This window comes from Rhodococcus sp. FH8 (assembly GCF_019266085.1).
GTDB classification, from domain to species: Bacteria; Actinomycetota; Actinomycetes; order Mycobacteriales; family Mycobacteriaceae; genus Rhodococcus_F; species Rhodococcus_F qingshengii.
This window is the reverse complement of the sequence record NZ_LPNQ01000065.1, coordinates 12,180-36,347: the sequence shown is the minus strand read 5'-3', so window position 1 is coordinate 36,347 and position 24,168 is coordinate 12,180. Positions and strand designations below refer to the sequence as shown.

21 protein-coding genes are annotated in these 24,168 nt (G+C 61.0%); 12 read left to right on the top strand and 9 right to left on the bottom strand.

Annotation, left to right across the window (positions count from 1 at the left end; translation table 11 throughout):
• Position 1 precedes the first annotated feature (1 nt).
• The 6 genes from ATN38_RS14470 (at position 2) to ATN38_RS14445 (ending at position 7,574) form a co-directional block, all read left to right on the top strand.
• The gene (locus ATN38_RS14470) at positions 2-1,969 is read left to right on the top strand and encodes a biotin carboxylase N-terminal domain-containing protein (protein ID WP_116057130.1); all 1,968 of its coding nucleotides are present in this window, start codon (positions 2-4) and stop codon (positions 1,967-1,969) included.
• Between the two features lie 61 nt (positions 1,970-2,030).
• On the top strand, positions 2,031-2,861 hold the full coding sequence (locus ATN38_RS14465; RefSeq protein ID WP_007726448.1) for a sulfurtransferase: 831 nt from the start codon (positions 2,031-2,033) through the stop codon (positions 2,859-2,861).
• Positions 2,858-4,162: an NtaA/DmoA family FMN-dependent monooxygenase gene (locus ATN38_RS14460; protein WP_007726446.1), complete on the top strand. Its 1,305-nt coding sequence runs from the start codon at positions 2,858-2,860 to the stop codon at positions 4,160-4,162. The genes ATN38_RS14465 and ATN38_RS14460 overlap by 4 nt, the downstream gene beginning before the upstream one ends.
• Positions 4,163-4,176: 14 nt before the next feature.
• A complete protein-coding gene (locus ATN38_RS14455; protein WP_218748163.1) occupies positions 4,177-5,787 on the top strand; it encodes an ABC transporter substrate-binding protein in 1,611 nt (536 codons plus the stop codon).
• A 59-nt stretch (positions 5,788-5,846) separates the two neighbouring features.
• The gene (locus tag ATN38_RS14450; protein ID WP_007726443.1) at positions 5,847-6,824 is read left to right on the top strand and encodes an ABC transporter substrate-binding protein; all 978 of its coding nucleotides are present in this window, start codon (positions 5,847-5,849) and stop codon (positions 6,822-6,824) included.
• Between the two features lie 282 nt (positions 6,825-7,106).
• Complete coding sequence (locus ATN38_RS14445; protein WP_037129592.1) at positions 7,107-7,574, top strand: DIP1984 family protein; 468 nt, start codon at positions 7,107-7,109, stop codon at positions 7,572-7,574.
• Between the two features lie 254 nt (positions 7,575-7,828).
• Here ATN38_RS14445 and ATN38_RS14440 read toward each other — a convergent pair whose 3' ends face one another.
• A complete protein-coding gene (locus ATN38_RS14440) occupies positions 7,829-8,050 on the bottom strand; it encodes an RGCVC family protein (RefSeq protein ID WP_116057132.1) in 222 nt (73 codons plus the stop codon).
• 238 nt (positions 8,051-8,288) lie between these two features.
• On the opposite strand from ATN38_RS14440, the gene ATN38_RS14435 reads away from it, so the two are divergent.
• The 3 genes from ATN38_RS14435 (at position 8,289) to ATN38_RS14425 (ending at position 11,289) form a co-directional block, all read left to right on the top strand.
• Complete coding sequence (locus ATN38_RS14435) at positions 8,289-8,633, top strand: nitroreductase/quinone reductase family protein (RefSeq protein ID WP_037129595.1); 345 nt, start codon at positions 8,289-8,291, stop codon at positions 8,631-8,633.
• Positions 8,634-8,867: 234 nt separating this feature from the next.
• Positions 8,868-9,599, top strand: coding sequence for a response regulator transcription factor (locus ATN38_RS14430; RefSeq protein ID WP_042925689.1), 732 nt, complete (start codon positions 8,868-8,870; stop codon positions 9,597-9,599).
• Entirely contained in the window at positions 9,589-11,289 is a 1,701-nt protein-coding gene (locus ATN38_RS14425; RefSeq protein WP_039972680.1) for a GAF domain-containing protein, read from the top strand. Before ATN38_RS14430 ends, ATN38_RS14425 begins: the two co-directional genes overlap by 11 nt.
• A 3-nt stretch (positions 11,290-11,292) precedes the next feature.
• Here the strand turns inward: ATN38_RS14425 and ATN38_RS14420 are convergent, their stop codons facing one another.
• Positions 11,293-11,673: a VOC family protein gene (locus ATN38_RS14420; protein WP_007726436.1), complete on the bottom strand. Its 381-nt coding sequence runs from the start codon at positions 11,671-11,673 to the stop codon at positions 11,293-11,295.
• A gap of 199 nt (positions 11,674-11,872) precedes the next feature.
• Between ATN38_RS14420 and ctaD the strand changes: the two genes are divergently transcribed.
• Positions 11,873-13,615, top strand: coding sequence for a cytochrome c oxidase subunit I (ctaD, locus tag ATN38_RS14415; protein WP_007726434.1), 1,743 nt, complete (start codon positions 11,873-11,875; stop codon positions 13,613-13,615).
• Between the two features lie 221 nt (positions 13,616-13,836).
• Positions 13,837-14,655, top strand: a complete 819-nt coding sequence (locus ATN38_RS14410) for a universal stress protein (protein WP_125050399.1) — start codon at positions 13,837-13,839, stop codon at positions 14,653-14,655.
• A 17-nt stretch (positions 14,656-14,672) separates the two neighbouring features.
• Here the strand turns inward: ATN38_RS14410 and ATN38_RS14405 are convergent, their stop codons facing one another.
• The 3 genes from ATN38_RS14405 to ATN38_RS14395 all read right to left on the bottom strand — a co-directional run bounded on the left by ATN38_RS14405 (position 14,673) and on the right by ATN38_RS14395 (position 17,928).
• Complete coding sequence (locus ATN38_RS14405) at positions 14,673-15,146, bottom strand: NUDIX domain-containing protein (protein ID WP_218748162.1); 474 nt, start codon at positions 15,144-15,146, stop codon at positions 14,673-14,675.
• A gap of 79 nt (positions 15,147-15,225) precedes the next feature.
• On the bottom strand, positions 15,226-17,448 hold the full coding sequence (gene katG, locus ATN38_RS14400) for a catalase/peroxidase HPI (RefSeq protein WP_212633930.1): 2,223 nt from the start codon (positions 17,446-17,448) through the stop codon (positions 15,226-15,228).
• A 36-nt stretch (positions 17,449-17,484) separates the two neighbouring features.
• Complete coding sequence (locus tag ATN38_RS14395; RefSeq protein WP_037129600.1) at positions 17,485-17,928, bottom strand: Fur family transcriptional regulator; 444 nt, start codon at positions 17,926-17,928, stop codon at positions 17,485-17,487.
• Positions 17,929-18,177: 249 nt separating this feature from the next.
• Here ATN38_RS14395 and ATN38_RS14390 point away from each other — a divergent pair, with 249 nt between their 5' ends.
• Positions 18,178-18,486, top strand: a complete 309-nt coding sequence (locus tag ATN38_RS14390; protein ID WP_192712026.1) for an amphi-Trp domain-containing protein — start codon at positions 18,178-18,180, stop codon at positions 18,484-18,486.
• 28 nt (positions 18,487-18,514) lie between these two features.
• On the opposite strand, the gene ATN38_RS14385 is transcribed toward ATN38_RS14390, so the two are convergent.
• The 4 genes from ATN38_RS14385 to murQ form a co-directional block, all read right to left on the bottom strand.
• Positions 18,515-20,812 carry a serine/threonine-protein kinase gene (locus ATN38_RS14385; protein ID WP_218748161.1) on the bottom strand — a complete coding sequence of 766 codons (2,298 nt, stop codon included), beginning with the start codon at positions 20,810-20,812 and terminating at the stop codon, positions 18,515-18,517.
• Positions 20,813-20,898: 86 nt separating this feature from the next.
• A complete protein-coding gene (locus tag ATN38_RS14380; protein ID WP_218748159.1) occupies positions 20,899-22,314 on the bottom strand; it encodes an FAD-dependent oxidoreductase in 1,416 nt (471 codons plus the stop codon).
• A gap of 60 nt (positions 22,315-22,374) precedes the next feature.
• Positions 22,375-23,154, bottom strand: coding sequence for a glucosamine-6-phosphate deaminase (gene nagB / locus ATN38_RS14375; RefSeq protein WP_003941456.1), 780 nt, complete (start codon positions 23,152-23,154; stop codon positions 22,375-22,377).
• Positions 23,155-24,072: an N-acetylmuramic acid 6-phosphate etherase gene (gene murQ, locus ATN38_RS14370; RefSeq protein WP_039972677.1), complete on the bottom strand. Its 918-nt coding sequence runs from the start codon at positions 24,070-24,072 to the stop codon at positions 23,155-23,157.
• Positions 24,073-24,168: the final 96 nt, after the last annotated feature.

The following is a 24,168-nucleotide window of genomic DNA, read 5'->3' as shown; positions in this document are numbered from 1 at the left end:
CATGACTCGACTTCTCATCGCCAATCGGGGTGAAATCGTCACGCGCATCGCGCGCACGGCGCGTCGTCTCGGCATGTCGGTAGTGACGATCTCCTCCCCCGTCGATTCACACGCACAGTGGCATCGCCTCGCCGATCACACCGTGCTTCTGGACGGAGACATCCCCTCGGAGTCCTACACCGATTCGGATCAAATCATTGCGGCCGCGCTGGCCGCGGATTGCGATGCCGTGCACCCGGGTTACGGATTCCTCTCCGAAGACTCCGATTTCGCTGAAGCCGTCGTCGCTGCAGGTCTGACATTCGTCGGTCCGGCCGCTGAATCCATCGCTCTACTCGGAGACAAGGCAAGAGCGAAGAAGGCCGCCGCTGACGCCGGCATCCCGACTCTCACCGCGTGGGGCGAGGCAAGCGCCGATCCCGATACCGTCCTCGGTCACGTTCGATCTCTCGACGTGCCGGTGCTGCTGAAACCGGTGTTCGGGGGCGGCGGCAAGGGGATGGTTCGACTACATCCGGGTGATGACGCACGAGAGGTCATCACCTCTGCAATCGGTTTGAACGAAAGGAACTTCGGCCGCGGCGACCTGATGATCGAAACGCTGGTCGAGCGTCCGCGTCACATCGAAGTTCAGGTCCTCTTCGATTCCTTCGGTACAGGAGTTCACTTCTTCACCCGTGAATGCTCCCTACAGCGTCGGAACCAGAAGATCATCGAGCAGGCACCGGCAAGTTCTGTCCCCGAATCGGTCCTGGGAGCCATGCAGCACGACGCTCTGCGACTACTCGGAGGCGTCGGCTACGTGAATGCGGCAACCGTCGAATTTCTGGTTGACGCCGAAAACCGCTACTACTTTCTCGAAGTCAACACGCGCCTACAAGTCGAACACACGGTCACCGAGGAAGTGACCGGCGTCGATCTCGTCGAACTGCAACTCGACATCGCCCTCGGCGCCCGTTTGCCGTTACAGCAGCGCCATATCGCGCTGCGGGGTTTCGCGGTGCAAGCCAGAATCTACGCCGAGGATCCGTCGAACGGGTTTCGGCCCGCACCTTCACATTCCGTGGACATAGCCTGGCCGTCGGGGGTTCGCATCGACAGTGCTTTCGAGGGTGCCGGCAGCATTCCGCCGTTCTACGATCCGATGATCGCAAAGGTCATAGCAAGCGGTCCGACGCGGTCAACCGCACTGGAATCATTGGACCGAGCTTTGGCCGACTCGAGTTACTTCGGTGGAACCTCGAATATCGGTTTCCTCCGACTTCTCTTGGCGACACCGGCTGTGCGCGCGGATGACATTCACACTTCCTTCGTCGACGAGCACCTCACTCGGTTGATCCCGGATTCTGCAGAGCTCCAGGCCACCGCCGCTGCTGTTGCGATGGTGTGGACTTCCGTCGAGGAACAATCGCCGGTCACCGGGTCGTCGTGGACCGGCCCCCACGGACTACATCGAGAGACATTGCGCAAGTTGGGATCCGACCCGATCGGACGCGAACTCATTGCCGACGGCCGCGTCGTGCCGACAACCGTCATCTCACAACGAAGCAACCACTGGATTGTCGCCGCCGACGGCCGGAACATTTCGGTGGTCGTCAGGGGTGGAACCGACGAGCTGACACTCAGTCTGGTCGCCGATGGTTTGACAACCACCGCTGGGCGCCTCGGAGTCGGCACCGGTACATGGGTGTGCGTTGGTGGCTGGACCGTGAAGGTGGACGAGAAAGTCTATACAGCAAAGGATTCCGATCTCAGCGACGGAGAGATCACATCGAAGATGCCGGGAACCGTGCTGGCAGTGCTGCAGACTGGAACGCGGGTGTCGGAAGGTGATGTCGTCGCGGTCGTAGAAGCAATGAAGATGGAGACTGCCCTTCGTGCTTCCTCACCCGGAATCGTCTCGGCGGTGACAGTAACGGTGGGAGATGTCATCGATGCCGGACAAGTGCTGGCAGCCGTGGCGCCATGAGTAAAGATTGCCACGATCTTATCTCTTTCTTGACTGAAGCAATTGTTACACAATATCTTTCATGTCAGAAGCAGGGGGAATCGAGCGTCGCGCAGTCATTGTTTCCGCAACCGAACTCCGCGAACTCATTCGTTCCGATCGGACGCTCGTCGTCGTCAACGTGGTGCGAGACAACAGCGAGGGCGGAGCCGGAATCATTACTGCGCCGCAGTCCATCACATTGTCGATCAACGACTTTCAAAGCAGTGGCGGCGGGACTGACGGGAATCGACCGCTGCCAGACCTCGACGCATTCGGAAGAACACTGAACGATCTGAAAGTATCCGCCGATGCTCACATCGTGGTCTACAGTTCGGACAGCCCCCTGCTTGCGGCCCGCGCGTGGTTCACGCTTCGCTGGGCAGGACGTTCAGTGCGGTACTTGGACGGCGGATCGTCCGGATGGGTTACAGCCCGGAAACGCATATCGACAAACGATTCGATTCCCGTACCACCTTCCACCACTAGCACGACACTCGCCGACGCAGAAGACGCCCTGCGCGCGGCATCGGCCGGCAGATTGCTCGACGCCCGAGGATCGAGCAGTTTCCGCGCCGGCCACATTCCCGGATCTATCTCAGCGCCGGCAACTGACCTACTCGACGACAACGGATTCCTACTTCCCGACCGCGAGTTACGAGAATACTTCCACCAGTTCGGAATAGAGCGTGGTGCCACCGTCGTGTCCTATTGCGGCGGCGGAGTTGCCGCGTCGCACAACGCACTGGCGCTTGCAGCGGTCGGCATCAGCTCCGCGGTCTACGTCGCGTCGTGGTCGGGGTGGAGCGCCGACCCCGAACGACCCGTCTCCACTGACATCCATCACACACCAAGGAATCCGGACCAGCGATGACACGACAGATGATCCTCGGCGCCTACATGGTCTTTCCGAGTATGCACAGTGCCGGAATGTGGCGGCATTCGTACTCGGAGAATGCCTTCGAGGACAGAGCGCTCTACGAGCGATACGCGCAAGCAGCGGAACGAGCAAAATTCGACCTGATACTGATACCTGAGCGTGTGCACTACGTCGACGGCCACACCAAATACGGTCTGCTGACCGGCTTTCAACATGATCCGACGCAGTTGGCTGCAGTGGTGGCCGGCGCAACAAATCGTATCGGTCTCGGCGTAACCCTTTCGGCAAGCTTCAACAGCCCGTACAACCTGGCGAGAACTCTGGGCAGCCTCGACATACTCAGCGGTGGGCGCGCGGCCTGGAACATCGTGATGACGGCACCCGGTCCGGCTAACGACAACTTTCCCGAAGTCGATCGGCTTCCGAGAGAAGAACTGTACGAGCGCGGCGACGAAGTTCTCGAAGCAACCACCGCACTCTGGTCGTCGTGGGACGGCGACGCCGTATCGGCCGATCGCGACAGCGGAATCTACGCAGACACAAGCAAGATTCACGCGGCCGACTACAAGGGCAAATACTTGTCGGTGCAGGGTCCACTCACCTTGCCACAATCACCTCAGGGCCGCCCGGTCTTCATCCAGGCAGGTGAATCTGTGAGAGGGCGCGAATTCGGTGGGCGGTGGGCAGATCTGGTCTTTGCGATCGACCCGTTGGAGGAAGATCTTCGAGCGAAGCGCAAGGCAATTCGCGGCTACGCGGAAGAGGCCGGACGCGACCCTGATTCGGTGCGCCTCGTCGCCGCTGTGCAACCGATAGTCGGCGAGACGACGAGCATCGCGAAGGAACGGCAGGAGTACCTGCGATCCTTGATCCATCCGGATGCGGCAATCGAGTGGGTCTCCCACTCCGCAGGACTAGACTTGTCGCAGTTCGATCCGTCCACTCCGATCGCCGAAGTTCTCAACCGCGGTAGTGGCCCCTCGCGTCGATTGGCACGCCTGATCGAATCCCGAAATCTCACCATCGCCGAAACCGCAGAGTTGTTCGCGCGCAATGATCTCACTCCCGAGATTGTCGGCTCGCCGCAAGAAGTGGCGGACGAGTTGACGCACCTCTTCGAATCGGGAGCAGCTGACGGTTTCATCCTGACCGCTACCCACTTCCCCAGGGGGCTCGACGACTTCGCGAGTTCCGTCGTGCCACTTCTGCAAGATCGGGGCGTGTTCCGGCGCGAATACACCGGAACGACCCTGCGGTCCCACATCTTCGACACCACTCGCACTTCCCCACGATGAACGGAACTCAGCCCATGACGACGTCGCGGCTTTCATCCATACCGATCCGAGTCGCCATCCTGGCGTCGACGCTTGCAGTTGCAGCCGGCTGCAGCACTGCAACGCCAGCTGCGAGCGCCGACTCCGAGCCCGTGTCAGGGGGCGATCTGACCTTTGCGATCAATACGTTTCCACCGTGCATCGACAAGACCCTGAACGGTCAAACTGCTACGGCATTCCATCCACTCTACGACAAACTCGTCGACCAGAACCTCGAGACCGGGGAGATCGTGCCTTGGTTGGCGACGTCCTGGGAGGTCCAGAACGACGGTCGACGATTCGTCTTCGCTCTGCGGGACGGCGTGACCTTCAGCAACGGCGAGCGTCTGGATGCGCAGGTTGTCGCGGACAACTTCGAAAGCCAGAAGAGACTGGGAGACAGTGGTTTCGCGACCACTGCGAAGTCACATCTCGCAAACTTCACTGGAGCGGAGGTACTCGACGCTTCCACTGTCGCACTCAATTTCTCGGAACCGTCAGCGGGCTTCCTTCAAGCCGCCCGCTCCGACACGCTCGCCATCATCGCACCGGAATCGTTGAAGAAGACGCCCGAAGAACGCTGCGCCCAGGGCGTTATCGCTTCCGGCCCGTTCGTACAGAAAGAACTGGAGACCAACGCGAAGGTCGTACTCGCTCGTCGGGACGGGTACCGCTGGGGATCCTCACTCAACAAGAACAAGGGAGAGGCCTATCTGGATTCGATCACCTTTTTGGTGGTCCCCGAATCCTCGGTGCGAATCGGCGGTTTGACGTCAGGACAACTGGACGCCGCGATCGACATTCCGAGCACAGACGTCGACCGGGCAGAAGGCGCCGGACTCACTGTCATCCCGTCCCTTGCTGCCGGCATCAACGACTCGCTCTTGCTCAACCCCACGTTCGCGCCGGTACTTGCGGACCTGAGCGTGCGGCGTGCTTTGGTGAAGGGCATCGATCCCCAGCAGATCATCGACACCACCTACACACCGAGTGACGAGAAAGCGCGAAGCATCTTGTCGGTGAAAGCGCCCGGCTACACCGATCTGTCGTCCGAGTACACCTATGACCCGTCGGGTGCGAAGTCACTGCTGGACGCCAGTGGATGGACAGTCGGCGGTGACGGATTCCGAACCAAGGACGGTGAGAAACTGACCGTCGAATTGGCCTACCGCAACCACCTCCCCCAATCGCAGTTCGAACTGATCCAATCTCAGCTGCGCGACATCGGAGTTGCAGTGAACTTGCAACCTCGCTCGACTGCCGAGGACAACGCCGCGAGAACCGACGGCACATGGGAATCGATCTACTTCCAGAGCTTGCGCGCCGACGGTGACGTACTGCTGGTGTTCAGTCCCACTCTCGGCTCGACCAAAGGCATCGCCTCGACTCCGGAGCTGAATGCATTGCTGGTCAAACAATCTCAGACCGTAGACGTCGATGCGAGAAACGTGGTGTTGAAGGAGATTCAGGAACTGATTGCCGATCAGGCACTGGCGATCCCGTTGCACGCCTCTTCGCTGATCTACGCGACGACTCCCGCGGTTCACGACCTGCGCATCCAAGCCGATCTCTACTCGGTGGACTTCGTGGATGCGTGGAAGAGCTAGCCCACACTTCGTGATCTCGACAACCTGCTTCGACAAACCCTCTTCCCGGAAGGAACCCGATGTTCACCCGTCCTCGCACCGCAACGCTTCTGATCTCTACCCTGGCCACAGTTACTCTCCTGGGTACCGCTTGCGGAAGCCCAGATGAAGAATCGACCGGGCAACACTCCGGTGCAACAACATCCAGTATCAACTTGTCGGCCGAGCAGAACCGCATCAGCACCGACAAGGTTGATTCGATCGCAGCGAAGGTCCCTCAGGAGTTCCGCGACCGGGGCACGATCCGAATCACCGGCAACGCTGGAACCGCTCCACCGTTGCGCTTCTATGCCGACGACGACAAGACTGTCATCGGTTCCGAGACCGACTTCGCGTATTTGATTGCAGAGGTGCTCGGGCTGAAAATCGACCTTCAGGTCGCGGATTGGGCGCAGAATTCGGTGCGGATCGATTCGGGAGACGCAGATGCGTTCATCTCCAACGTGACGGTCACCGAAGAGCGCAAAGAGAAATACGACTTCGCGACGTACCGCCTCGACACTCTCGCGTTCGAGGTCAGAAAGGACAGGAATCTCTCACTCGAGAAGCCGGAAGACATCGCCGGACTGAAGATCGGAGTCGGCGCTGCCACCAATCAGGAGGCGTTGCTGGTGAAGTGGAATGAGGACAACCTCGCAGCTGGGCGTGCTCCCGCTGAAATCACCGTGTACCAGAAGACCACTGACTACTACCTGCCGCTGTCTTCCGGTCGAATCGACGCTTACTTCGGCCCCAACCCGTCATCGCAGTTTCACGCTGCACAGACTGGCGAGAACGAAGTGATCGGTCAGTTCTCCGGAGCCGGTGAGGCCGCGTTGGGCCAGATCGGTGTACTGGTCAAGAAAGACAACGGCTTGGTACAACCGATCAGCGAGGCGATAGATCATCTCATCGAAAACGGCACATACGAGCAAGTTCTCGAGCGATGGAAGATCACCAACGAGGCAGTCGACAAGTCGCTGGTCAATCCCCCTGGCCTCCCGAAGACGAACAAATAGGAAAGGCGCACTCTAACTCGTCGCGGGGCGACTATTTCAGTCTGAACCGCGAGATCGACGGCGGACCATCGTATACCTCGCCCGCCCCGTCGACCCGAGACCGTGCGCAGCGTGCTCCACCGGCTGCATCGCTTCATCGAAGGACACGCAGCACCAGCTGTCTCCAAGATGATTCGAATGCTGAACTGGGAAGAACGCAGCAAGACAATGGAATCCGACCCAGGTTGTCAACCGAGTGCTAGCTTGGAGTTCCCGATTCAGGTCAGAGCAGGAGCTTCATCCATGAAACTGGCAGAGGCACTGGCGCTACGCAGTGACACCACTCGCAAGGTTGCGCACTTGCGCGAGCGGATCGTCGACAATGCACGCCACCAGGAGGGAGAAGTTCCCGCCGAAGACGCCGCCGTCCTTCTCGAAGAGCTGACGTCAACTCTGAGCGAACTCGAACGGTTGATGCGCGCGATCAATCGAACCAATGCGCAGGCGATCCTCGGAAACGGCACTGTCACAGATGCACTCGCCCATCGAGATGTGCTGCGTCTGAGACACTCTGCAGTCAATGCCGCTGCGGACGCCGCGTCCGGGCGCGAAGAGCGAGGTTACGGTCGTCAACTCCGATCAGAATTGGTCTATGTCGCGGCAGTCCCCGTCACCGAACTTCGGGCAATCGCGGACGACCTCGCCCGCGAGATTCGCGAGGTCGATACACAGATTCAACGAACGAATTGGGAGGTGGATCTGATCGAGTAAGCACGGCAGCGTTGGAGCAGGTAGTCGTTCGGCGAAGCGAGCACACACCGCGACCGGCGGTCTATCCGGTCACCTCTGAGCGCGGCGGGCAGCGCACATACACATTGCAGCCCTGCACGTCGTACAGGTAAAAGTGCACTACGCACACATCACCACCACGTGCTGATCGTCGATAGACGAGGGCGGGTTCGGGGCATCCAGCACTGTCGGCGACTACAGGTCGGTGCGTCTCCGATTGGGATGCAGGATGCACCTCAGTAGCGCGAATAGTGCTGCATCTCCTCGCGATCTGCAGCGCAGATGCACTTTCGATCGAGATCGCGGTCGGCAGTCACTGCGCAGAAGCGAACCCCGAGCGGATCGTGGGATTCCATACTGTGCTGACACGCCGGGCAGATCGACGGTGTTTTCTGATCCTCGTCAGTCGACTCGGATTGCCCTCGTGCATTCGACACATCGGACGGGTTCGACGCCATACAGGCGCTCCAGTTCTCGGCCGTTCGACCACAGACCGGGTTGGCGTCGAGGACGACATGGCTTGACCGCGCATATTCGAATGACCCTCGACGTACCCCACGCTACTCGCTTCGGCACACCGGTTTGTACCAATTTCTGCCCACGCGACAATCCCGGTCGAGCAGGATAGAACTACTGCACGCACCATTTCCGTGCAGGATTCGAATTCGTGCAGCATTCGTCGTGAAAGGGCTTCTCGTGAACACTTTCCAACGTGTATCCGCCGCCGTGAACGTAGTGGTCCAACCACTGATCGGCGCTCCGATCGTAGGCAAACTATTGGGCCGTTCCATGACCGTCATCACCTACGTCGGACGCAAGTCCGGTCGTACCTTCAGCGCGCCCGTGTCCTACAAACGAAAAGGCGACCATGTGACGATCGGCGTTGCCATGCCGGACAAGAAGAGTTGGTGGCGCAATTTCTACCCGGAACAAGGTCCGATCGTTCTCCAACTGGACGGTATCGATCGCCCCGGCGAGGCACTCGCACACCGAAAAGGCAAGGGTGTCTACGTCTCCGTCGAACTCGCTCCCGTCGACTGAGCGGATCGAACAGCCACCGGTGCAATCACATTCAGCTCACACCCACCGCCTCACGAGATCTGGGTGATTCAGATCTCGTGACGGTCGGGACCTTTGACTCTGTGCAATCGAGACTCGGTCTCGCACCCTTCGACGCGGGTTTTTTGTCGACCATCGGTCGGACAACCCGATCCTGTCGGGACATTACCGTCCGGTAACATCGACGGCAGGCGTGAGCTGGAAGAGGTGACCACCGTGACGATCGGCATCTATCTGGTCGACGACCACGAGATCGTCCGTCGTGGATTGGCAGACCTGTTGAATCAGGTACCGGGATTCAACGTTGTTGGCGAGGCGTCGTGTGTTCGCGAAGCCTCGGCCGGAATACCCGAATGCCGACCCGACGTGGTTGTCATGGACGTCAGACTTCCCGACGGTAACGGTGTGGAACTGTGCCGAGAACTGGCGTCGACCTACCCGAGCGCCGCCACTTTGATGCTCACGTCGTACTCCGACGACGACGCACTGCTCGACGCCCTGATCGCCGGCGCACGAGGATTCGTCCTCAAGAACATCCGCGGCCACGACCTGGTGTCGGCGATCCGCACGGTTGCTACCGGCAAGTCGCTGTTGAACACCCAGGCGGTGATCGGTTTGGTCCGGCGCATCCGGTCCGAACAGGAGTCGGGTACTGCGGCAGCCCTGTTGACCGATCAGGAGCTCTTGATCTTCGAGTTGATCGGCAAGGGACTGAGCAATCGAGAGATCAGCTCGCACGCAGAACTCTCGGAGAAAACAGTCAAGAACTACGTCTCACGCATCCTCGAGAAACTGGGTCTCGAACGTCGAACGCAGGCCGCAGTTCTGGCGACAAAGCTTCGTGCGGGCACTTCGCACCCGGATCCTTCCGGCCAGGCGACCACTCACCTGCTGACGCCGTCCGGCTCGCCCTTCTCCGCCACCACGGGCACGCACCATGCCAGGTAGCCGCGACGCGCTCATGCTCAGCCTTTTCGGCGACATCGCCGGAAGCGCAGAGCTGACTGCTCTCAACCCGACTGCAATTCCCAAACTGCTCAGTGCCGTGTTGACCGTCGGGTCCACACTCCAGCTCGACGAAACCCTGCAACAGATAGTCGACGTCGCGCGACATCTCCTCGAAGCGGACTACGGCGCGCTCGGCGTGAAATCCCCCGACGGACGCTTGTCCCGATTCATCCACTCCGGTATGACTCAGGGGCAGGTTGCCAAGATCGGGCATCTTCCCGAAGGTCACGGCCTGCTGGGCCTGGTCGTTCGAGAACCGTGCCCGGTTCGAACCGACCGAATCTCCTCGCATCCGTCCTCGGCAGGGTTTCCGACCAATCATCCGCCGATGGACACGTTTCTCGGTGTTCCGATCTTCGTCAGGGGCGAGGTGTTCGGCAGCATCTACCTCGCGGACAGCTCGGAACGGACTGCATTCGACGACCGCGACGAGGCTGTACTCCAGATTCTGGCAAATGCTGCGAGCATCGCCATCGACAATGCGCGTCTGTTCGAGGAATCCCGGACGCGAGAAGCCTGGCTCAAGGCCGTCGCCGCCGTCAATGCACGTCTGCTCAGCGGCGGATCCCGCGACGAGACGCTATCGGAACTGGTTCGGACGACGCGGCACCTCACGGATGGAAATCTTGTGTGCGTCGTTCGCTACGACCTCGGCAGAGAGCCGGTAGTCCACGTCGCCGATGCTGCTGATTCCCAGCCTGTCCCCGCGACCGGATCAGCCGTCGATCTGTCCGGGACCGTGATCGACGACGCTGCGCGGAGCCGGCGGCCGATCTCTGCACCACATGGCAGTTCCGTTCCGGCACTGAATGTTTCCGGCGACGAATCAGTGGTCGCACTCCCCCTCTCCGGGACCTCGTTCGGCGGCGGTGTTCTCTTCGCGTCACGCCGCAGCAACCGCCCGTGGGGAGTGGACGAGATCGAGCAACTGACGGCGATGGCAGACATCGCTTCTGTCACTGTCGAATTCGCAGAACAGCAACGGAAAGAAAGACTGGTCGACGTCCTCGAAGATCGCGACCGAATCGCGCGGGATCTCCATGACCACGTCATCCAACAGCTGTTCGCCACCGGGTTGAGTTTGCAGGGGGTGCTGCAACGTCCAGGCGACGAGGACACCGTTCGAACCGTATTGGACACCTCTGTCGATCAACTCGATCGAACAGTCCGTGAAATCCGCACCGCAGTCTTCGACCTCCATACGAGCGAGATGTCTACTCCCACAAGCCTGCGGCGGCGACTACTCGATGCCGTCAACGGTCTGTCCGGCCACTCGTCGATCACTCCCAGCGTCACTTTCGAGGGAACCATCGACAGTTCCGTCCCGTCTCGACTTGCCCCGCACGCCGAAGCCGTTGTGCGCGAGGGCTTGAGCAACGCTCTGCGGCATGCACATGCCGATGCCATCGACGTCACCATCCGGGCCACCGAGGAGCTTGTCATCAGCATCGTCGACGACGGTGTGGGAATCGACCAGGCAACCAGAATCCACGGTCTCGACAACCTGGCGACCCGCGCTCGTCAGTGCGGAGGCTCGAGCAACATCACCAGCGAGAACGGTGTCACCGAACTGGTGTGGCGTGTTCCGCTGAGCCCCAGGCGAAGTCCGTTGCCGATCCAGCATCGTTGAGCGTCAGAGCGGATCCAGTTGGGCCTTGAGCAGGCAGAACTCGTTACCTTCCGGATCGGCCAGGACATGCCATTGTTCGTGCCCTGTCTGGCCGATGTCGGCCGGCCGCGCACCAAGACTCAACAGGCGTTCCAGTTCGGCCTCCTGATCGCGATCGGTGGCGTTGACGTCGATATGCAGGCGGGGCTTACCCTTCTCCGGTTCGTCTCTGCGACTGAGGATGATCGTCGGCTGCGGACCGCCGAACCCTTCGCGTGGGCCGATCTCCAACGAACCGTCGTCCATTCGATCGAGCACGACGAAGTCCAGGACCTCGCACCAGAACCGGCCCAGCACCTCGGGTTCCCGGCAACCGAGCACCAGTTCACTGATACGACATGCCATGACCATCTCGCTTTCTTTCGGCTCGTGAAGACAACTCTCTCGACCGTACCGGACCACGTGATCTACGCCATGCCTCTGTTCCGATCCTAGGGACCTTTTCCCCTCGTCCGAGTTCCCGGTCGCCACGATCATTGCGTTATGTTCCACAGTCCCAGGCATTCTCGGTCTTTCGTCACGTCGATGTGCGTAGGCGGCCGTCGTGGTTGATCTCGCGCCCCGGCCGGTCGGTGAGGTCGATTCCCCCGCCGATGCAATTCCCCGAACCGCTCCGAAGGGTTCGAAACTGGTCGAGATCCTCAGGACCACCGATCACAAGATGATCGGTCTGATGTACATCGTGACATCGTTTGCCTTCTTCTTGATCGGCGGACTGATGGCACTACTCATGCGCATGGAATTGACCGTTCCGGGAATGCAATTCCTGTCCAACGAGCAGTACAACCAGTTGTTCACCATGCACGGCACGATCATGCTCCTGCTGTACGCGACCCCGGTGTTCTTCGGATTCGCCAACTACCTCATGCCACTGCAGATCGGGTCGCCGGACGTGTGTTTCCCGCGACTCAACGCCTTCAGCTACTGGCTCTATCTCTTCGGCGGCCTGATCGCGTCCGCCGGATTCGTAACACCTGGTGGTGCGGCAGATTTCGGCTGGACCGCCTACGTACCGCTCACCAGCGAACTCCATTCCCCCGGCATGGGCGCCGACCTGTGGATCATCGGTCTCGCTCTCGGCGGGGTCGGCACCATCCTCGGCGCAGTCAACATCGTTTCGACGATCGTCTGCCTGCGCGCCCCGGGTATGACGATGTTCCGCATGCCGATCTTCACGTGGAATGCGCTGGTCGCCAGCATGCTGATCCTCCTCGTTTTTCCGCTGCTCGCTGCTGCCTTGATCGGACTGTGGGTGGACCGGCACCTGGGAGCGCACCTGTTCGACCCCGCCACCGGTGGAGTCATGTTGTGGCAGCATCTGTTCTGGTTCTTCGGCCATCCCGAGGTCTACATTCTGGCGCTGCCGTTCTTCGGCATAGTCTCGGAGATCTTCCCCGTCTTCAGCCGCAAGCCGATCTTCGGATACACCGGATTGGTCTACGCAACATTGGGAATTGCTGCACTGTCGATCGCTGTGTGGGCGCACCACATGTACGCAACCGGCGCCGTTCTTCTCCCCTACTTCTCGTTCATGACCTTCCTGATCGCAGTTCCCACCGGAGTCAAGTTCTTCAACTGGATCGGCACCATGTGGAAGGGGCAGTTGACTTTCGAATCGCCCATGCTGTTCTCCGTCGGCTTCCTGGTCACATTCCTGTTCGGCGGACTTTCCGGCGTCATCCTTGCCAGCCCGCCCTTGGACTTTCATGTCACCGACTCGTACTTTGTTGTCGCGCATTTCCATTACGTCCTCTTCGGGACAATCGCGTTCGCGACATACGCCGGAATCTACTTCTGGTTCCCGAAAATGACCGGCCGGATGTTGGACGAGAAGCTCGCCAAAATTCACTTCTGGTTGACCCTGATCGGCTTTCACGCAACATTTCTCGTCCAGCATTGGCTCGGCGCCCAGGGCATGCCTCGGCGGTACGCGGACTACCTCCCGTCTGACAATTTCACTCTTCTCAACACGATCTCGACCATCGGCGCGTTTGTGCTCGGAGCCTCGACAATTCCGTTCATCTGGAACGTTTTCAAGAGCTACCGGTACGGCCGAATTGTGACCGTCGACGATCCTTGGGGCTTCGGAAACTCGCTCGAATGGGCTACGTCCTGCCCACCACCGCGACACAACTTCACCGAACTCCCCCGAATCCGCAGTGAGCGGCCGGCATTCGAACTGCACTACCCCCACATGGTCGAAAGAATGCGCGACGAGGCGCATGTCGGACTGCTTGGTCACAAGTCGGTTTCCGACGTGAGAACTGAGGTGAAACAACATGAATGACGGCACGAAGCACCGAGCCTGGGCAGAAAAGCAGCAACACGAACGCCGAGCGAAACCCGGCCATCTCCTCGCCCCGTTGCTCGTGCTCATGTTCGCTGTCACGACGCTCGTGTGGTTGCCCCTGACGACTGCCGCGTGCTCGATAATCGGAGCAGGATTGCTGTTCGGCACTGTCCTGCAAGCTAGTTCGCATTCAACAGACACAGCCCGAGGAGTTCACGATGAAGCCCGAACTATCGACTGACCTCATCACCTCGGAGTGGTCCGCGGACGGAGCGGTGGTCGTGTGCATCGACGGATCCCCGCTGCGCCCCGACGTGATCACGTGGGCGGCTGAGTTCGCACATCGCCACGGTCTCTGGATGCGAATCGTTTTCGTAGCTCCGAGCGCCGATCTGAACACCTCGGCATCGCCGACCGGCCTGTTCATGGAGGCCATTCAGATCGCCGAGTCGGTGTCGCCAGATCTTCGGATCCGGACCGATCTGATCTCCGGGGAGAACACCGCAATCCTCACCGCGTTGACGTCCGAGGCCGCCTTGATCGTCGCACCACAGGACGATCCCGCCGCACCTGGACCGACATGTTCGTTCGCAAGAGTCGGAACACCGCGTGAAAGCAGCGCTGCGGCAGCCTTGCCGGTTGTCGTCGGTTTGGACGGAAGCGCCTACAGCGAAAGCGCTCTGGCCATCGCATTCAAGGAAGCAGAGGCAGCGAACACCGAACTGGTCGTCGTTCACGCCGCGCCGCCAGAGGCCGAACTGCGTCGAGACGTCGCATCCGGGCACTCGCCCCAGCACTCGACGCCGCTGACGTGGCAACTGTCGGGTTGGGCCACGCTCTACCCTGGCGTCGCAATCCGTCAGATCGAGTTCGACGGCCCCTCGGTTGCCATTCTTGAACAACTCTCCACCGAGGCACGGCTTCTCGTCGTGGGCCGGCGCGGACGAGGTTCGTTCGACGACACCGCTCTCGGCACCACGAGCAGTGCGATGATTCGAAAAGCACACTGCCCGGTCATCGTTGCCAGCGAAGCCTGAATCAGATCCTCACCCGGTCAGAAGCCGTAGCTGTGGATGGGTGCGAGCTGACCGGAGTGATGGGCTTCGATTACGAAACGCTCGTGGTCGACCAACTTCTCCGGGAGTTCGTCAACCGGCCACCACCGCAGATCTGCAGATTTCAACGGCTCCATCCGGCGTGGTTCACCGGACCACGTGCGGCATTCGTAGAAGAAGTCCACTCGATGATCCACCGGTTCGCTCCCGTCCGCGTGGCGGCGATGCAACACGGTCAGCGGCTTCAGTTCCGAGGAAAGCAACTCGACACCAAGTTCTTCCGCAGCCTCCCGAACGGCAGCGTCGATCGCCGACTCCCCCCGTTCGACGTGGCCCGCAGCAGCGTGAGCCCAGTATCCGTCCATGAATCCCGTGCCCTCGCGCAATTGCAGCAGCACCTCGCGCCGTTGTACCGGGTTGCTTCGACAGAACATCACGTACACCGCTGGTACCAGCGCAAATTGATCGGCCACACGACCACGCTATCGTGCGCGTGAAATGACGGCGCCCCGCGAGAACAAGCTCGCGGGGCGTCGTCGACGATCTGCTGGATCAGTTCACGTCGAACCGGTCGAGGTCCATCACCTTGGTCCAGGCTGCGGCGAAGTCCTCGGCGAACTTCTGCTTGGCGTCTGCACTGGCGTACACCTCGGCGAGTGCACGCAGTTGCGAATTCGATCCGAAAACGAGATCGACCGCAGTTGCCGTGTACTTCGGATCGCCCGTCACGCGATCAACACCGTCGTAGACGTTTTCGTCCGTCTTCGACGGCTTCCACTCGGTACCCATGTCGAGAAGGTTGACGAAGAAATCGTTGGTCAACGTCTCGGGACGATCGGTGAACACGCCGTGACGGGTATTGCCGAAGTTCGCGTTCAGCGCGCGAAGTCCGCCGACCATCACTGTCACCTCGGGCGGGGTCAGCGACAGCATGTACGCGCGGTCGACCAACAGAATCTCTGCCGGAATCTTCTCGCCTCCCTTGAGGTAGTTCCGGAATCCGTCGGCCCGGGGTTCGAGTACCTCGAACGAGTCGACGTCTGTCTGCTCCTGCGTTGCGTCCGTACGTCCCGGAGTGAACGAGACCGTGATGTCCTGTCCGGCGTTCTTCGCAGCCTGTTCGACGGCCGCTGTACCACCCAGAACGATCAGGTCGGCGAGAGAAACCTTTGCTCCACCAGCCTGGTTGAAGTCCTGCTGAACCCGCTCGAGAGTCTGAAGCACCGAGGAGAGAGCTGCGGGCTCGTTGACTTCCCAATTCTTCTGCGGCTCCAGTCGGATTCGCGCACCGTTGGCGCCGCCGCGCATGTCCGTGCTGCGGAAGCTCGCGGCAGACGCCCACGCCGTCGATACCAACTGCGAAATGGACAGCCCGGAGTCGAGAAGTCGACTCTTGAGGATCGCGATGTCTGCGTCCCCGATCAGTTGATCATCGGCCGAGGGAACCGGGTCCTGCCACAGCTGCGGCTCGGGAACCCAAGGTCCCAGGTAGCGCGTGACCGGTCCCATGTCACGGTGAAGGAGCTTGTACCAAGCCTTGGCGAACTCTTCGGCGAATTCTTCCGGATGATCGAGCCAGCGCCGGGTGATCTTCTCGTATGTCGGATCCAGGCGTAGGGACAGGTCGGTCGTCAGCATCGTCGGGGTGCGTCCGGCCGACGAATCGAACGGATCCGGGATGGTGCCCGCCCCCGCGCCGTCCTTCGGAATCCACTGCCACGCACCCGCCGGACTCTTGGTCAGCTCCCAGTCGTAGCCGTACAGAATCTCCAAGAAGGTGTTGTCCCACTTCGTCGGAGTGGGAGTCCACACGACTTCGAGACCACTGGTGATCGCGTCCTTACCCACACCCGTGCCGAAGGCACTCTTCCAGCCCAGTCCCTGCTGCTCGATGGGAGCACCTTCCGGTTCCGGTCCGACGAGGTCGGCCGGTCCGGCTCCGTGCGTCTTGCCGAAGGTGTGACCGCCGGCGATCAGCGCAGCTGTCTCCACGTCGTTCATCGCCATGCGGGCGAACGTTTCACGGATGTCGCGGGCGGCCGCTACCGGATCCGGTTGCCCGTTGGGTCCTTCGGGATTGACGTAGATCAGGCCCATCTGCACGGCTCCGAGCGGTCCGGACAGCTCACGGTCTCCGCTGTAACGCTCGTCGCCGAGCCAGGTGTCCTCGGGACCCCAGTAGATCTCCTCGGGCTCCCAGATGTCTTCTCGGCCGAATCCGAAGCCGAAGGTCTTGAACCCCATCGACTCCAGGGCGCAGTTGCCCGCGAACACCAGCAGGTCGGCCCAGGAAACCTGCTTTCCGTACTTCTGCTTCACGGGCCAAAGCAGGCGCCGGGCCTTGTCGAGGCTGGCGTTGTCCGGCCAACTGTTGAGCGGGGCGAAACGCTGAGCACCTTGGCCGCCACCGCCGCGGCCGTCTGCAATGCGATAGGTGCCGGCAGCATGCCAGCTCATACGCACGAAGAGTCCGCCGTAGTGCCCGTAGTCGGCCGGCCACCAATCCTGCGACGCCGTCATCAACGCGATGACGTCGCGCTTTAGCGCCTCGACATCGAGCTTGGCGAATTCCTGGGCGTAATCGAAGTCGGCACCCATCGGATTCGACTTCGACGAATGTGAATGCAAGACAGAGAGATCCGGCTGATTCGGCCACCAGTCGCTGTTTGTTCTCGGACGATTCCCGGTAGGCGTCGGAGACGGGATTGCGGGGTTTTCACTTTCGCTGGTGCTCTCGGTGTTTCCGTCGTGAGCAACCGGGCAACTATCGGACACGGTAATCCCTCCATGAGCGAGTAGAACGGACTTCGATCACGTTTGTGATCGCAAACTCTGAGTTGTCGAGCAGTCGGGACACAGGCCCCAGTAAATGACCTCGGCTTCGTCGAGAACGAAACCGTTGTGCGCCGACGGCGTCAAACACGGTGCCTCTCCGACTGCGCAGTCGACATCTGCAACGACCCCACAGGACCGGCAGACGACGTGATGATGGTTGTCGCCGACGCGTGACTCGTACAGCGCCACCGATCCGGACGGTTGGATCCGCCTGATCAGCCCGGCGTCGGTGAGAGCGTGCAACACGTCGTAGACCGCCTGCCGCGACACCCCCGGCAGAACAGCCCGCACAGCATCGAAGACAGTCTCGGTGGCTGCGTGTGGGCGTGCATGCACAACCTCGAGCACCGTGACTCTGGGACGAGTCACGCGAAGCTCAGCGTTACGCAGTTGGGCTGCATAATCCGGCGTCGAAGGCACCTTTCCACTATTGCGCAATCTTCTGGACTGAACCCAGACTTTCGCGAAAATCATCGCTGACAGGGCCCTCCCGACCGATTCGTCCGTGCTGGAAGTGAGCCGGATTCCTCGCTGTTTCTCACGCCCCCAACAGCGCCTTCAGGTTTGTTGCGCGTCGACGCGTCCTGCTGTGTGGTTCCACAAACTCCGACAATCTCCCCTTCGTCCAACTACCGTGAAAGGGAGAATCCGCCGAGGTCAGGAGTGCTCGTGCCCAAACTGGAGATCAAGAGGAAGTCAGAACTCTCACGGCAGGAAGTCGCCGACCGACTCATCGCCCTCGGCCAAGCCCTCGCCAGTGGATCGGAAGTGGAGCTGGGGTCGGGTGGGGACTCGATCGAAATCAGTGTTCCGGAACAGGTTCGGTGGGAACTCGAGATCGAAGTCGACGGCAACGAAGTCGAGATAGAAATCGAGATTCACTGGCGCGACGACCCTCAGGAAGAATCGGAAGAGAAGTCTCCGCCTCCCACCAAAGCAGTTCGTCGCAGCCGAGCACGCAAGAGCACTGCCACATAGGCCGAACTCGAACACGGTTGTCAGGCACTTACGGAGACGCCGACACCTCGAGAGACACGACGCGCAGCAGTGCTCGGAGATCACTTTCGATCCGTCGAAACAGTTGATACACAACGATGAATCCGGCGATCCCGCCCAAACACAACGCACGGACTGTTGCGTTGAGTTCCTCACCGGCACCCGAACCGACAAAACTGAGCCCCGCGATTCCCACCAGTGGAACCGACGCCGCGACTGCGAGGTAACGCGTGCTGCTCCGACCCAACGAGCGAATATCGCGTCCGTCGTCGCTTCGTAACTCGCCGTGTGACAACAAGATCGGATACAGACATCGAACCGAGTAGTACGTCAGGATGAAGAACGGATACGCGACTGCGACGGCGCCGCACACCGCCAGCGACGACATCAGGTGCACGTAGGCCCGCTGCGGAATTCCGCCGGCGGCAATCTGCAATGCGACCGGATATGCGATACCGGCCAGAACCCACAGACCGAATGCGATCACGACCGCGCGATGTCCGACGTTCAGCGTCGCAGTACGCGCTTTGTTCAAGACCTCCGCGCTGTACGTCTGACCGTTGCGCAGTCCGTGAGGCACGGTGAGTGCAAGCCGACACCAATACAGGATCGCTGCGGCACCGAGAGAGAACGCAGCCACCCCGATGACCAGATGAACCTGCTCGAGATGCTGCTGAGCCTGCGGCGAGAGACCCGAGATGATCAGCATCTTGTTGTAGTAGTAGTTGTAGCCCGCCGCAAGAAGATTCGGAATTCCGATCGCGGCAAGCACTATCGGCAGCGCCCACTTCCACAACGTCGAACGTGGACTCCCTTCCGGTGGGTCCACCAGATTGCGAGCAGACCGGTCCAGACACAGTGCGAACTGACGAGCCAACTTTCGGCCGCCAGACCACCTTCCGTCTCTCTCCGGCGAGAGAGACTTGACCAGAACTCGGCGCAGCGCCGGCGGACAGTCGTCCGGTAGCCGTGCCTCGGCTGCGGGATCCACCCCGCGCCGGCGGGCCTCGAGCGCCTTCTTGGGCGACGGTGGGCTCTCCCCCGTACCGTCGTCCGTGAAAGGCCTACTCCCGGTGAGGAGTTCCCACAACATCACGCCCAGTGCATAGATGTCGCTACGGGTGTCGAGTGTGCCAGGCGCCCCCACCGCACAGGCCTCCAATTGCTCCGGAGACATGTAGGCAAGCGAGCCTCCGACAAAACATGCAGCGTCCTCGGTCGAGACCTCCTCACTCGAGCTGACGTTGAAGTCGGCGAGCTTGGGGATGCCTTCGACGCTGAGCAGGACATTCGCCGGCTTGATGTCCCGATGTAATACGCCGTGCTCACGCGCATACTCGAGGGCATCGGCCAGTCGCATCCCCATCCAGGCCACGGTCTCCGGCCACGACATCGCAGCGATCTCGCTCCTCAGGCTCGTCTCGCTGGGCTTCATCTCTCCCTTCTTCGCCAGGGTCTTGTCGATGGCGTCGAGAAGTAGTTGTCCGGACCGCTGCGCCTGCGGTGTCACGCGGACAAGTTTGACCACGTCGAGCAGGGTCCCACCCGGCACGTATTCCATGAACAGGACTCGCAGTGCGCGTTCCTCGAGCAACCGTTGATCGAAGACCCGGACGATGTTGGGATGGTCGAGCTGGGCGAGAGTCTGAGGCTCGACTCCGACGTTGCGCGAGATTTTCAACGCAACCCACCGCTGCATCGAGAGTTGCCGAGCGAGGAACACTCGGGCGAATGCGCCGTGCCCGAGTTCCAACACCAGCTCGAAATCGTCCAGGTGCTGCCCGATTTCGAACTCGTCGAAACCCGACAGTCCCAACATCATCACGTCTTCGCGACCGGCCATCGAATCACGGTCGAACATCTGCTCGAAACTCTCTGCCTGCAAGGGAAACTCGCTGAGGTACTCGGCTGCTGCGACGTCCTCCCCACCCTGCTTCCGCACCCGGAACTCCTCGTACAGGAGCTCGGCCGGTAATGGTTCTTCGAGTAATTCGGGATACTCGGCACAGTAATCCGTGAGCCGTTTCGGGCAATCATTTTTCAGCCAGCGGTACTCCATGTCGATTCCGACCAGTTCGATCAGCGCCGCCCGACGAATCTTGGCTGGATCAGGCAGATAATCGCTCAGGTCGGACGGGGTTCGCCCCTCCTCCCAATCCGCCACAAGGCGGCCGAGACCGTCTGCACCGTTCTGGCCGTCACGCACCACCCGCAGCGTTGAGAGGCGCAACTCGGTGACGGTGCCCCGTTCGGTCAGGGGCCCGCTCGCGATTGTCGCGTCACTGGCCTGCGCACCACGTTCATTCATGACACTTCTGTTCCGCACCTCGATCACAATGAATCGGAGTGACTCACTTCAGCGTAACCCCGGTGGTACTCCAGACCCCAGCGAATCTATTCGGCGTGAACTGCCGACTCCGTGCCGATGCGAACGAGTTCGTCGCGCTCTTTGATTTTGATCCGATCACGCCCATGCTTCACACCGAGGGCACGTTCGGCGGCATCGATGCGAAGCCATCCATCCCAATCGACGGGCACCACTCTGCCGGCCCCGAGGACCTCCGCGAGCCGGCCATTGCCGGCTCGACGCTCGTATGCCGAATCCAACTGTCGCAGCAAGGTTTCGACAGTTTGGCGTGCATCAGGCCGAGCCGCACCGATCAGCCCGGCGGCACCTCGCTTCATCCAGCCCGTCACGAACAAACCTGCGATCGGCGAGCCGCTCTCGTCGACCGCTGCGCCGCCCTGGTGCGCAACATTGCCTCGTCGGTGATCGAAAGGCACCCCGGCAAGTGGCGTCCCGAGAAATCCGATTGCCCGGTACACAGCTTGAACCGGATAGTCGGTACAGATACCCGAAGCGGTGACGTGACCGTATCCGTCCGGGTCTGTCCGCTCGACGCGGAGTGCTTCGACTTTCCCGCTGCCGAGAATCTGCGCCGGCTGTCGGTAGAAGTGCAGGTGAACTCGGCGCCGGGAAGTCCGATCGGCAGAAGCAGCGTCCGCGAAACCACGGAGTGTCTCGACTGTCAGTCGGGTGTGCGCCAACTGTTTGGTCATCCGCTCGACATGCCGGTCCGGTACGACATCGACAGAATCGACGACAACATCGACTCCGGGCAGTTCACCGAGAGCGCGCAACTCGTTCGGGGAGAAGCGAGCGTCGGCTGGTCCGCGCCGGACAAAGATGTGTACTTCGCGAACTCGACTGCCGGCGATCCCTTCCCGAACTTGGTCGGAGACGTCCGTGGCCTGCAGCGATTGCGCCTCGGCGAGGAGCATACGGGTGACGTCGAGTGCGACGTTGCCACCTCCGATCACTGCGACCGATTCCGCGTTCAGCGGCCACTGCGGCGAGCTGTCCGGGTGATCGTTGTACCAACCGACAAACTCGGCGCCACCGAAAGAACCTGGAAGCTCGACGCCGGGAATGTCGAGAGGTGCATCCCGCGGCGCACCGGTTGCGATGATCACGGCATCGTAGGAAGAACGTAGGTCACCGACTGAAAGGTCCTTTCCGATCTCCACGTTGCAGAACAGCCGGAAGTCACTGGCGACCAGCGTGGTGTGCAGAGAATGGGCGAACTTTTCGGATTCGGGGTGCCCTGGTACGAGACCGTAGCGCACCAGTCCGTACGGCGTCGGTAGACGCTCGAACACGTCTGTCTTGGTGCCGGGCGCAAGTTCGGCGAGAGCGCCGGCGGCGTGGATTCCCGCCGGCCCCGCTCCGACGATCGCGACACTGAGCGGTGGTGAGAAGAATCGGGGCGCCGCAGGCGGGGATACCGCTGGACCTCTGGCGTTGATCATCCCCCGAGGCTAGGACCTCAACTGCGCTGGAGATCAAGTCCGCTTTCAGCAGCCCGCTTTTCAGTAACCCTGCTCTGCAGGCTTGTGCTCGGTTGTGTAGCGGTAGAAGTCCGCTAGTTGGAGTTCGCCGGCAGCTGCCTCGTCGACTATGACGGTCACGTGTGGATGCAGCTGCAGCACCGACGCCGGGCAGAATGCCGAGACCGGACCTTCGACCGCGGCCCGGACGGCGGGCGCTTTGCGGGCGCCGTCCGCGATCAGGACGAGATGCCGTGCATCACTGATGGTTCCGAGCCCTTGCGTGATCACATGATGCGGTACGTCGGCTGGGTCTGCGAAGAACCGTGCATTGTCGGCGCGGGTCCTCTCGGTCAAGGTCTTCACTCGGGTGCGCGATGCAAGCGAGGAGGAGGGCTCGTTGAAACCGATGTGTCCGTTCAGGCCGATGCCGAGGATCTGCACGTCGATGGGACCGTTTTCGGCGATGGCAGCGTCGTAACGCCGGGCAGCGTCACTGGGATCCGCGGCCCCGCCGTCGGGGCTGAACACTCGCGCATTGTCGATGTCGAGGTGATCCACGAGTTCCGTGCGGATGGTGTGCGCGTAGGACTGCGGCTGATCGGACGTGAGACCTACATACTCGTCGAGAAGATACGCGCTCATCGCCGCGAACGACACTCCCGATTCTCGATGCCTCTTGATCAGCTCTCGATACGTGTGCAGCGGTGACGATCCGGTCGCGAGGCCGAGCGTCCGCGCTCCGTTTTCGATTGCGCCACAAACGATATCTGCAGCGATTCGCCCGCCGTCCTCCGGACTGGGAACTATGACGATTTCCATTCAGACTTCCTCACTGCTCTTGCCGGCTCCGACGATGGCCTCACGTACCGAACCCGAAGCGCGGTCCAACAGTTCGGTTGCTTCGGCGAAGTCGCATTCGGCCAACAACATGACGACCGCTGCCTTCACATGACCATCGGCATTGTCGATGGTCTCCGCAGCGATCTCGGTATCGACTCCGGTGGCTGCCGCGACGATCCGGTTCGCACGATCGACAAGCTTGGCATTGGTCGGCCGAAGATCGACCATCAGATTGTGGAATGCCTTCCCGGAGCGAACCATACTCGCCGTGGAGAGCATGTTGCACACCATCTTCTGCGCAGTTCCGGCCTTGAGCCTCGTCGATCCGGTGAGGATTTCGGGGCCGGTCTCCACTTCGATGGCCACGCCGGCGTGAGAACTCATTGCCGCGTTCCGGTTGCACGAGACTGCCACTGTTGCAGCGCCGAGTTCGCGGGCGTGATCGAGTCCCCCGATGACGTAGGGGGTACGACCGCTGGCAGCCAGACCCACCACGACGTCGTTGGCGTTCAACGAGATTGCGTCGAGATCGACCCCAGCCGCTCGCGGATCGTCCTCTGCCCCCTCGACGGCGTTCAGAAACGCTCCAGGGCCACCGGCGATGATGCCGATCACCTCGCCCGGATCGGTCCCGAACGTCGGAGGGCATTCCACCGCGTCGAGAACTCCCAGACGCCCACTTGTCCCCGCTCCCAGGTAGATCAGTCGACCACCTTGTGCTCGGGCCGCGACGATCAAGTCGACTGCGGCTTCGATGGCGGGTAGTACCGCTGCCACCGCGCCGGCCACGATTGCGTCCTGTTGATTCATCACCGTCAGCAGACCCGACACCGACATGACATCGAGATCGCGGGTCAGAGGGTTGGGTCTCTCGGTGGAGAGCATTTCCAATTGCATTGTGGCGAGTCCTCCTCGATCGATATTCATTACGACGACTCCTCGTCAGTACTCACAGCGACGACTCCTCGTCAGTACTCACAGCGACGACTCCTC

Bases quoted from the DNA above. Each gene is read 5' to 3' on its own strand.
- ATN38_RS14420 (WP_007726436.1), bottom strand. From the start codon at position 11,673: ATGGCATGTCGTATCAGTGAACTGGTGCTCGGTTGCCGGGAACCCGAG.
- ATN38_RS14470 (WP_116057130.1), top strand. From the start codon at position 2: ATGACTCGACTTCTCATCGCCAATCGGGGTGAAATCGTCACGCGCATC.
- ATN38_RS14385 (WP_218748161.1), bottom strand. From the start codon at position 20,812: ATGAATGAACGTGGTGCGCAGGCCAGTGACGCGACAATCGCGAGCGGG.
- ATN38_RS14465 (WP_007726448.1), top strand. From the start codon at position 2,031: ATGTCAGAAGCAGGGGGAATCGAGCGTCGCGCAGTCATTGTTTCCGCA.
- ATN38_RS14460 (WP_007726446.1), top strand. From the start codon at position 2,858: ATGACACGACAGATGATCCTCGGCGCCTACATGGTCTTTCCGAGTATG.
- ATN38_RS14410 (WP_125050399.1), top strand. From the start codon at position 13,837: ATGAAGCCCGAACTATCGACTGACCTCATCACCTCGGAGTGGTCCGCG.
- ATN38_RS14425 (WP_039972680.1), top strand. From the start codon at position 9,589: ATGCCAGGTAGCCGCGACGCGCTCATGCTCAGCCTTTTCGGCGACATC.
- ATN38_RS14455 (WP_218748163.1), top strand. From the start codon at position 4,177: ATGACGACGTCGCGGCTTTCATCCATACCGATCCGAGTCGCCATCCTG.
- murQ (WP_039972677.1), bottom strand. From the start codon at position 24,072: ATGCAATTGGAAATGCTCTCCACCGAGAGACCCAACCCTCTGACCCGC.
- ATN38_RS14445 (WP_037129592.1), top strand. From the start codon at position 7,107: ATGAAACTGGCAGAGGCACTGGCGCTACGCAGTGACACCACTCGCAAG.
- ATN38_RS14440 (WP_116057132.1), bottom strand. From the start codon at position 8,050: ATGGCGTCGAACCCGTCCGATGTGTCGAATGCACGAGGGCAATCCGAG.
- ATN38_RS14380 (WP_218748159.1), bottom strand. From the start codon at position 22,314: ATGATCAACGCCAGAGGTCCAGCGGTATCCCCGCCTGCGGCGCCCCGA.
- ATN38_RS14450 (WP_007726443.1), top strand. From the start codon at position 5,847: ATGTTCACCCGTCCTCGCACCGCAACGCTTCTGATCTCTACCCTGGCC.
- nagB (WP_003941456.1), bottom strand. From the start codon at position 23,154: ATGGAAATCGTCATAGTTCCCAGTCCGGAGGACGGCGGGCGAATCGCT.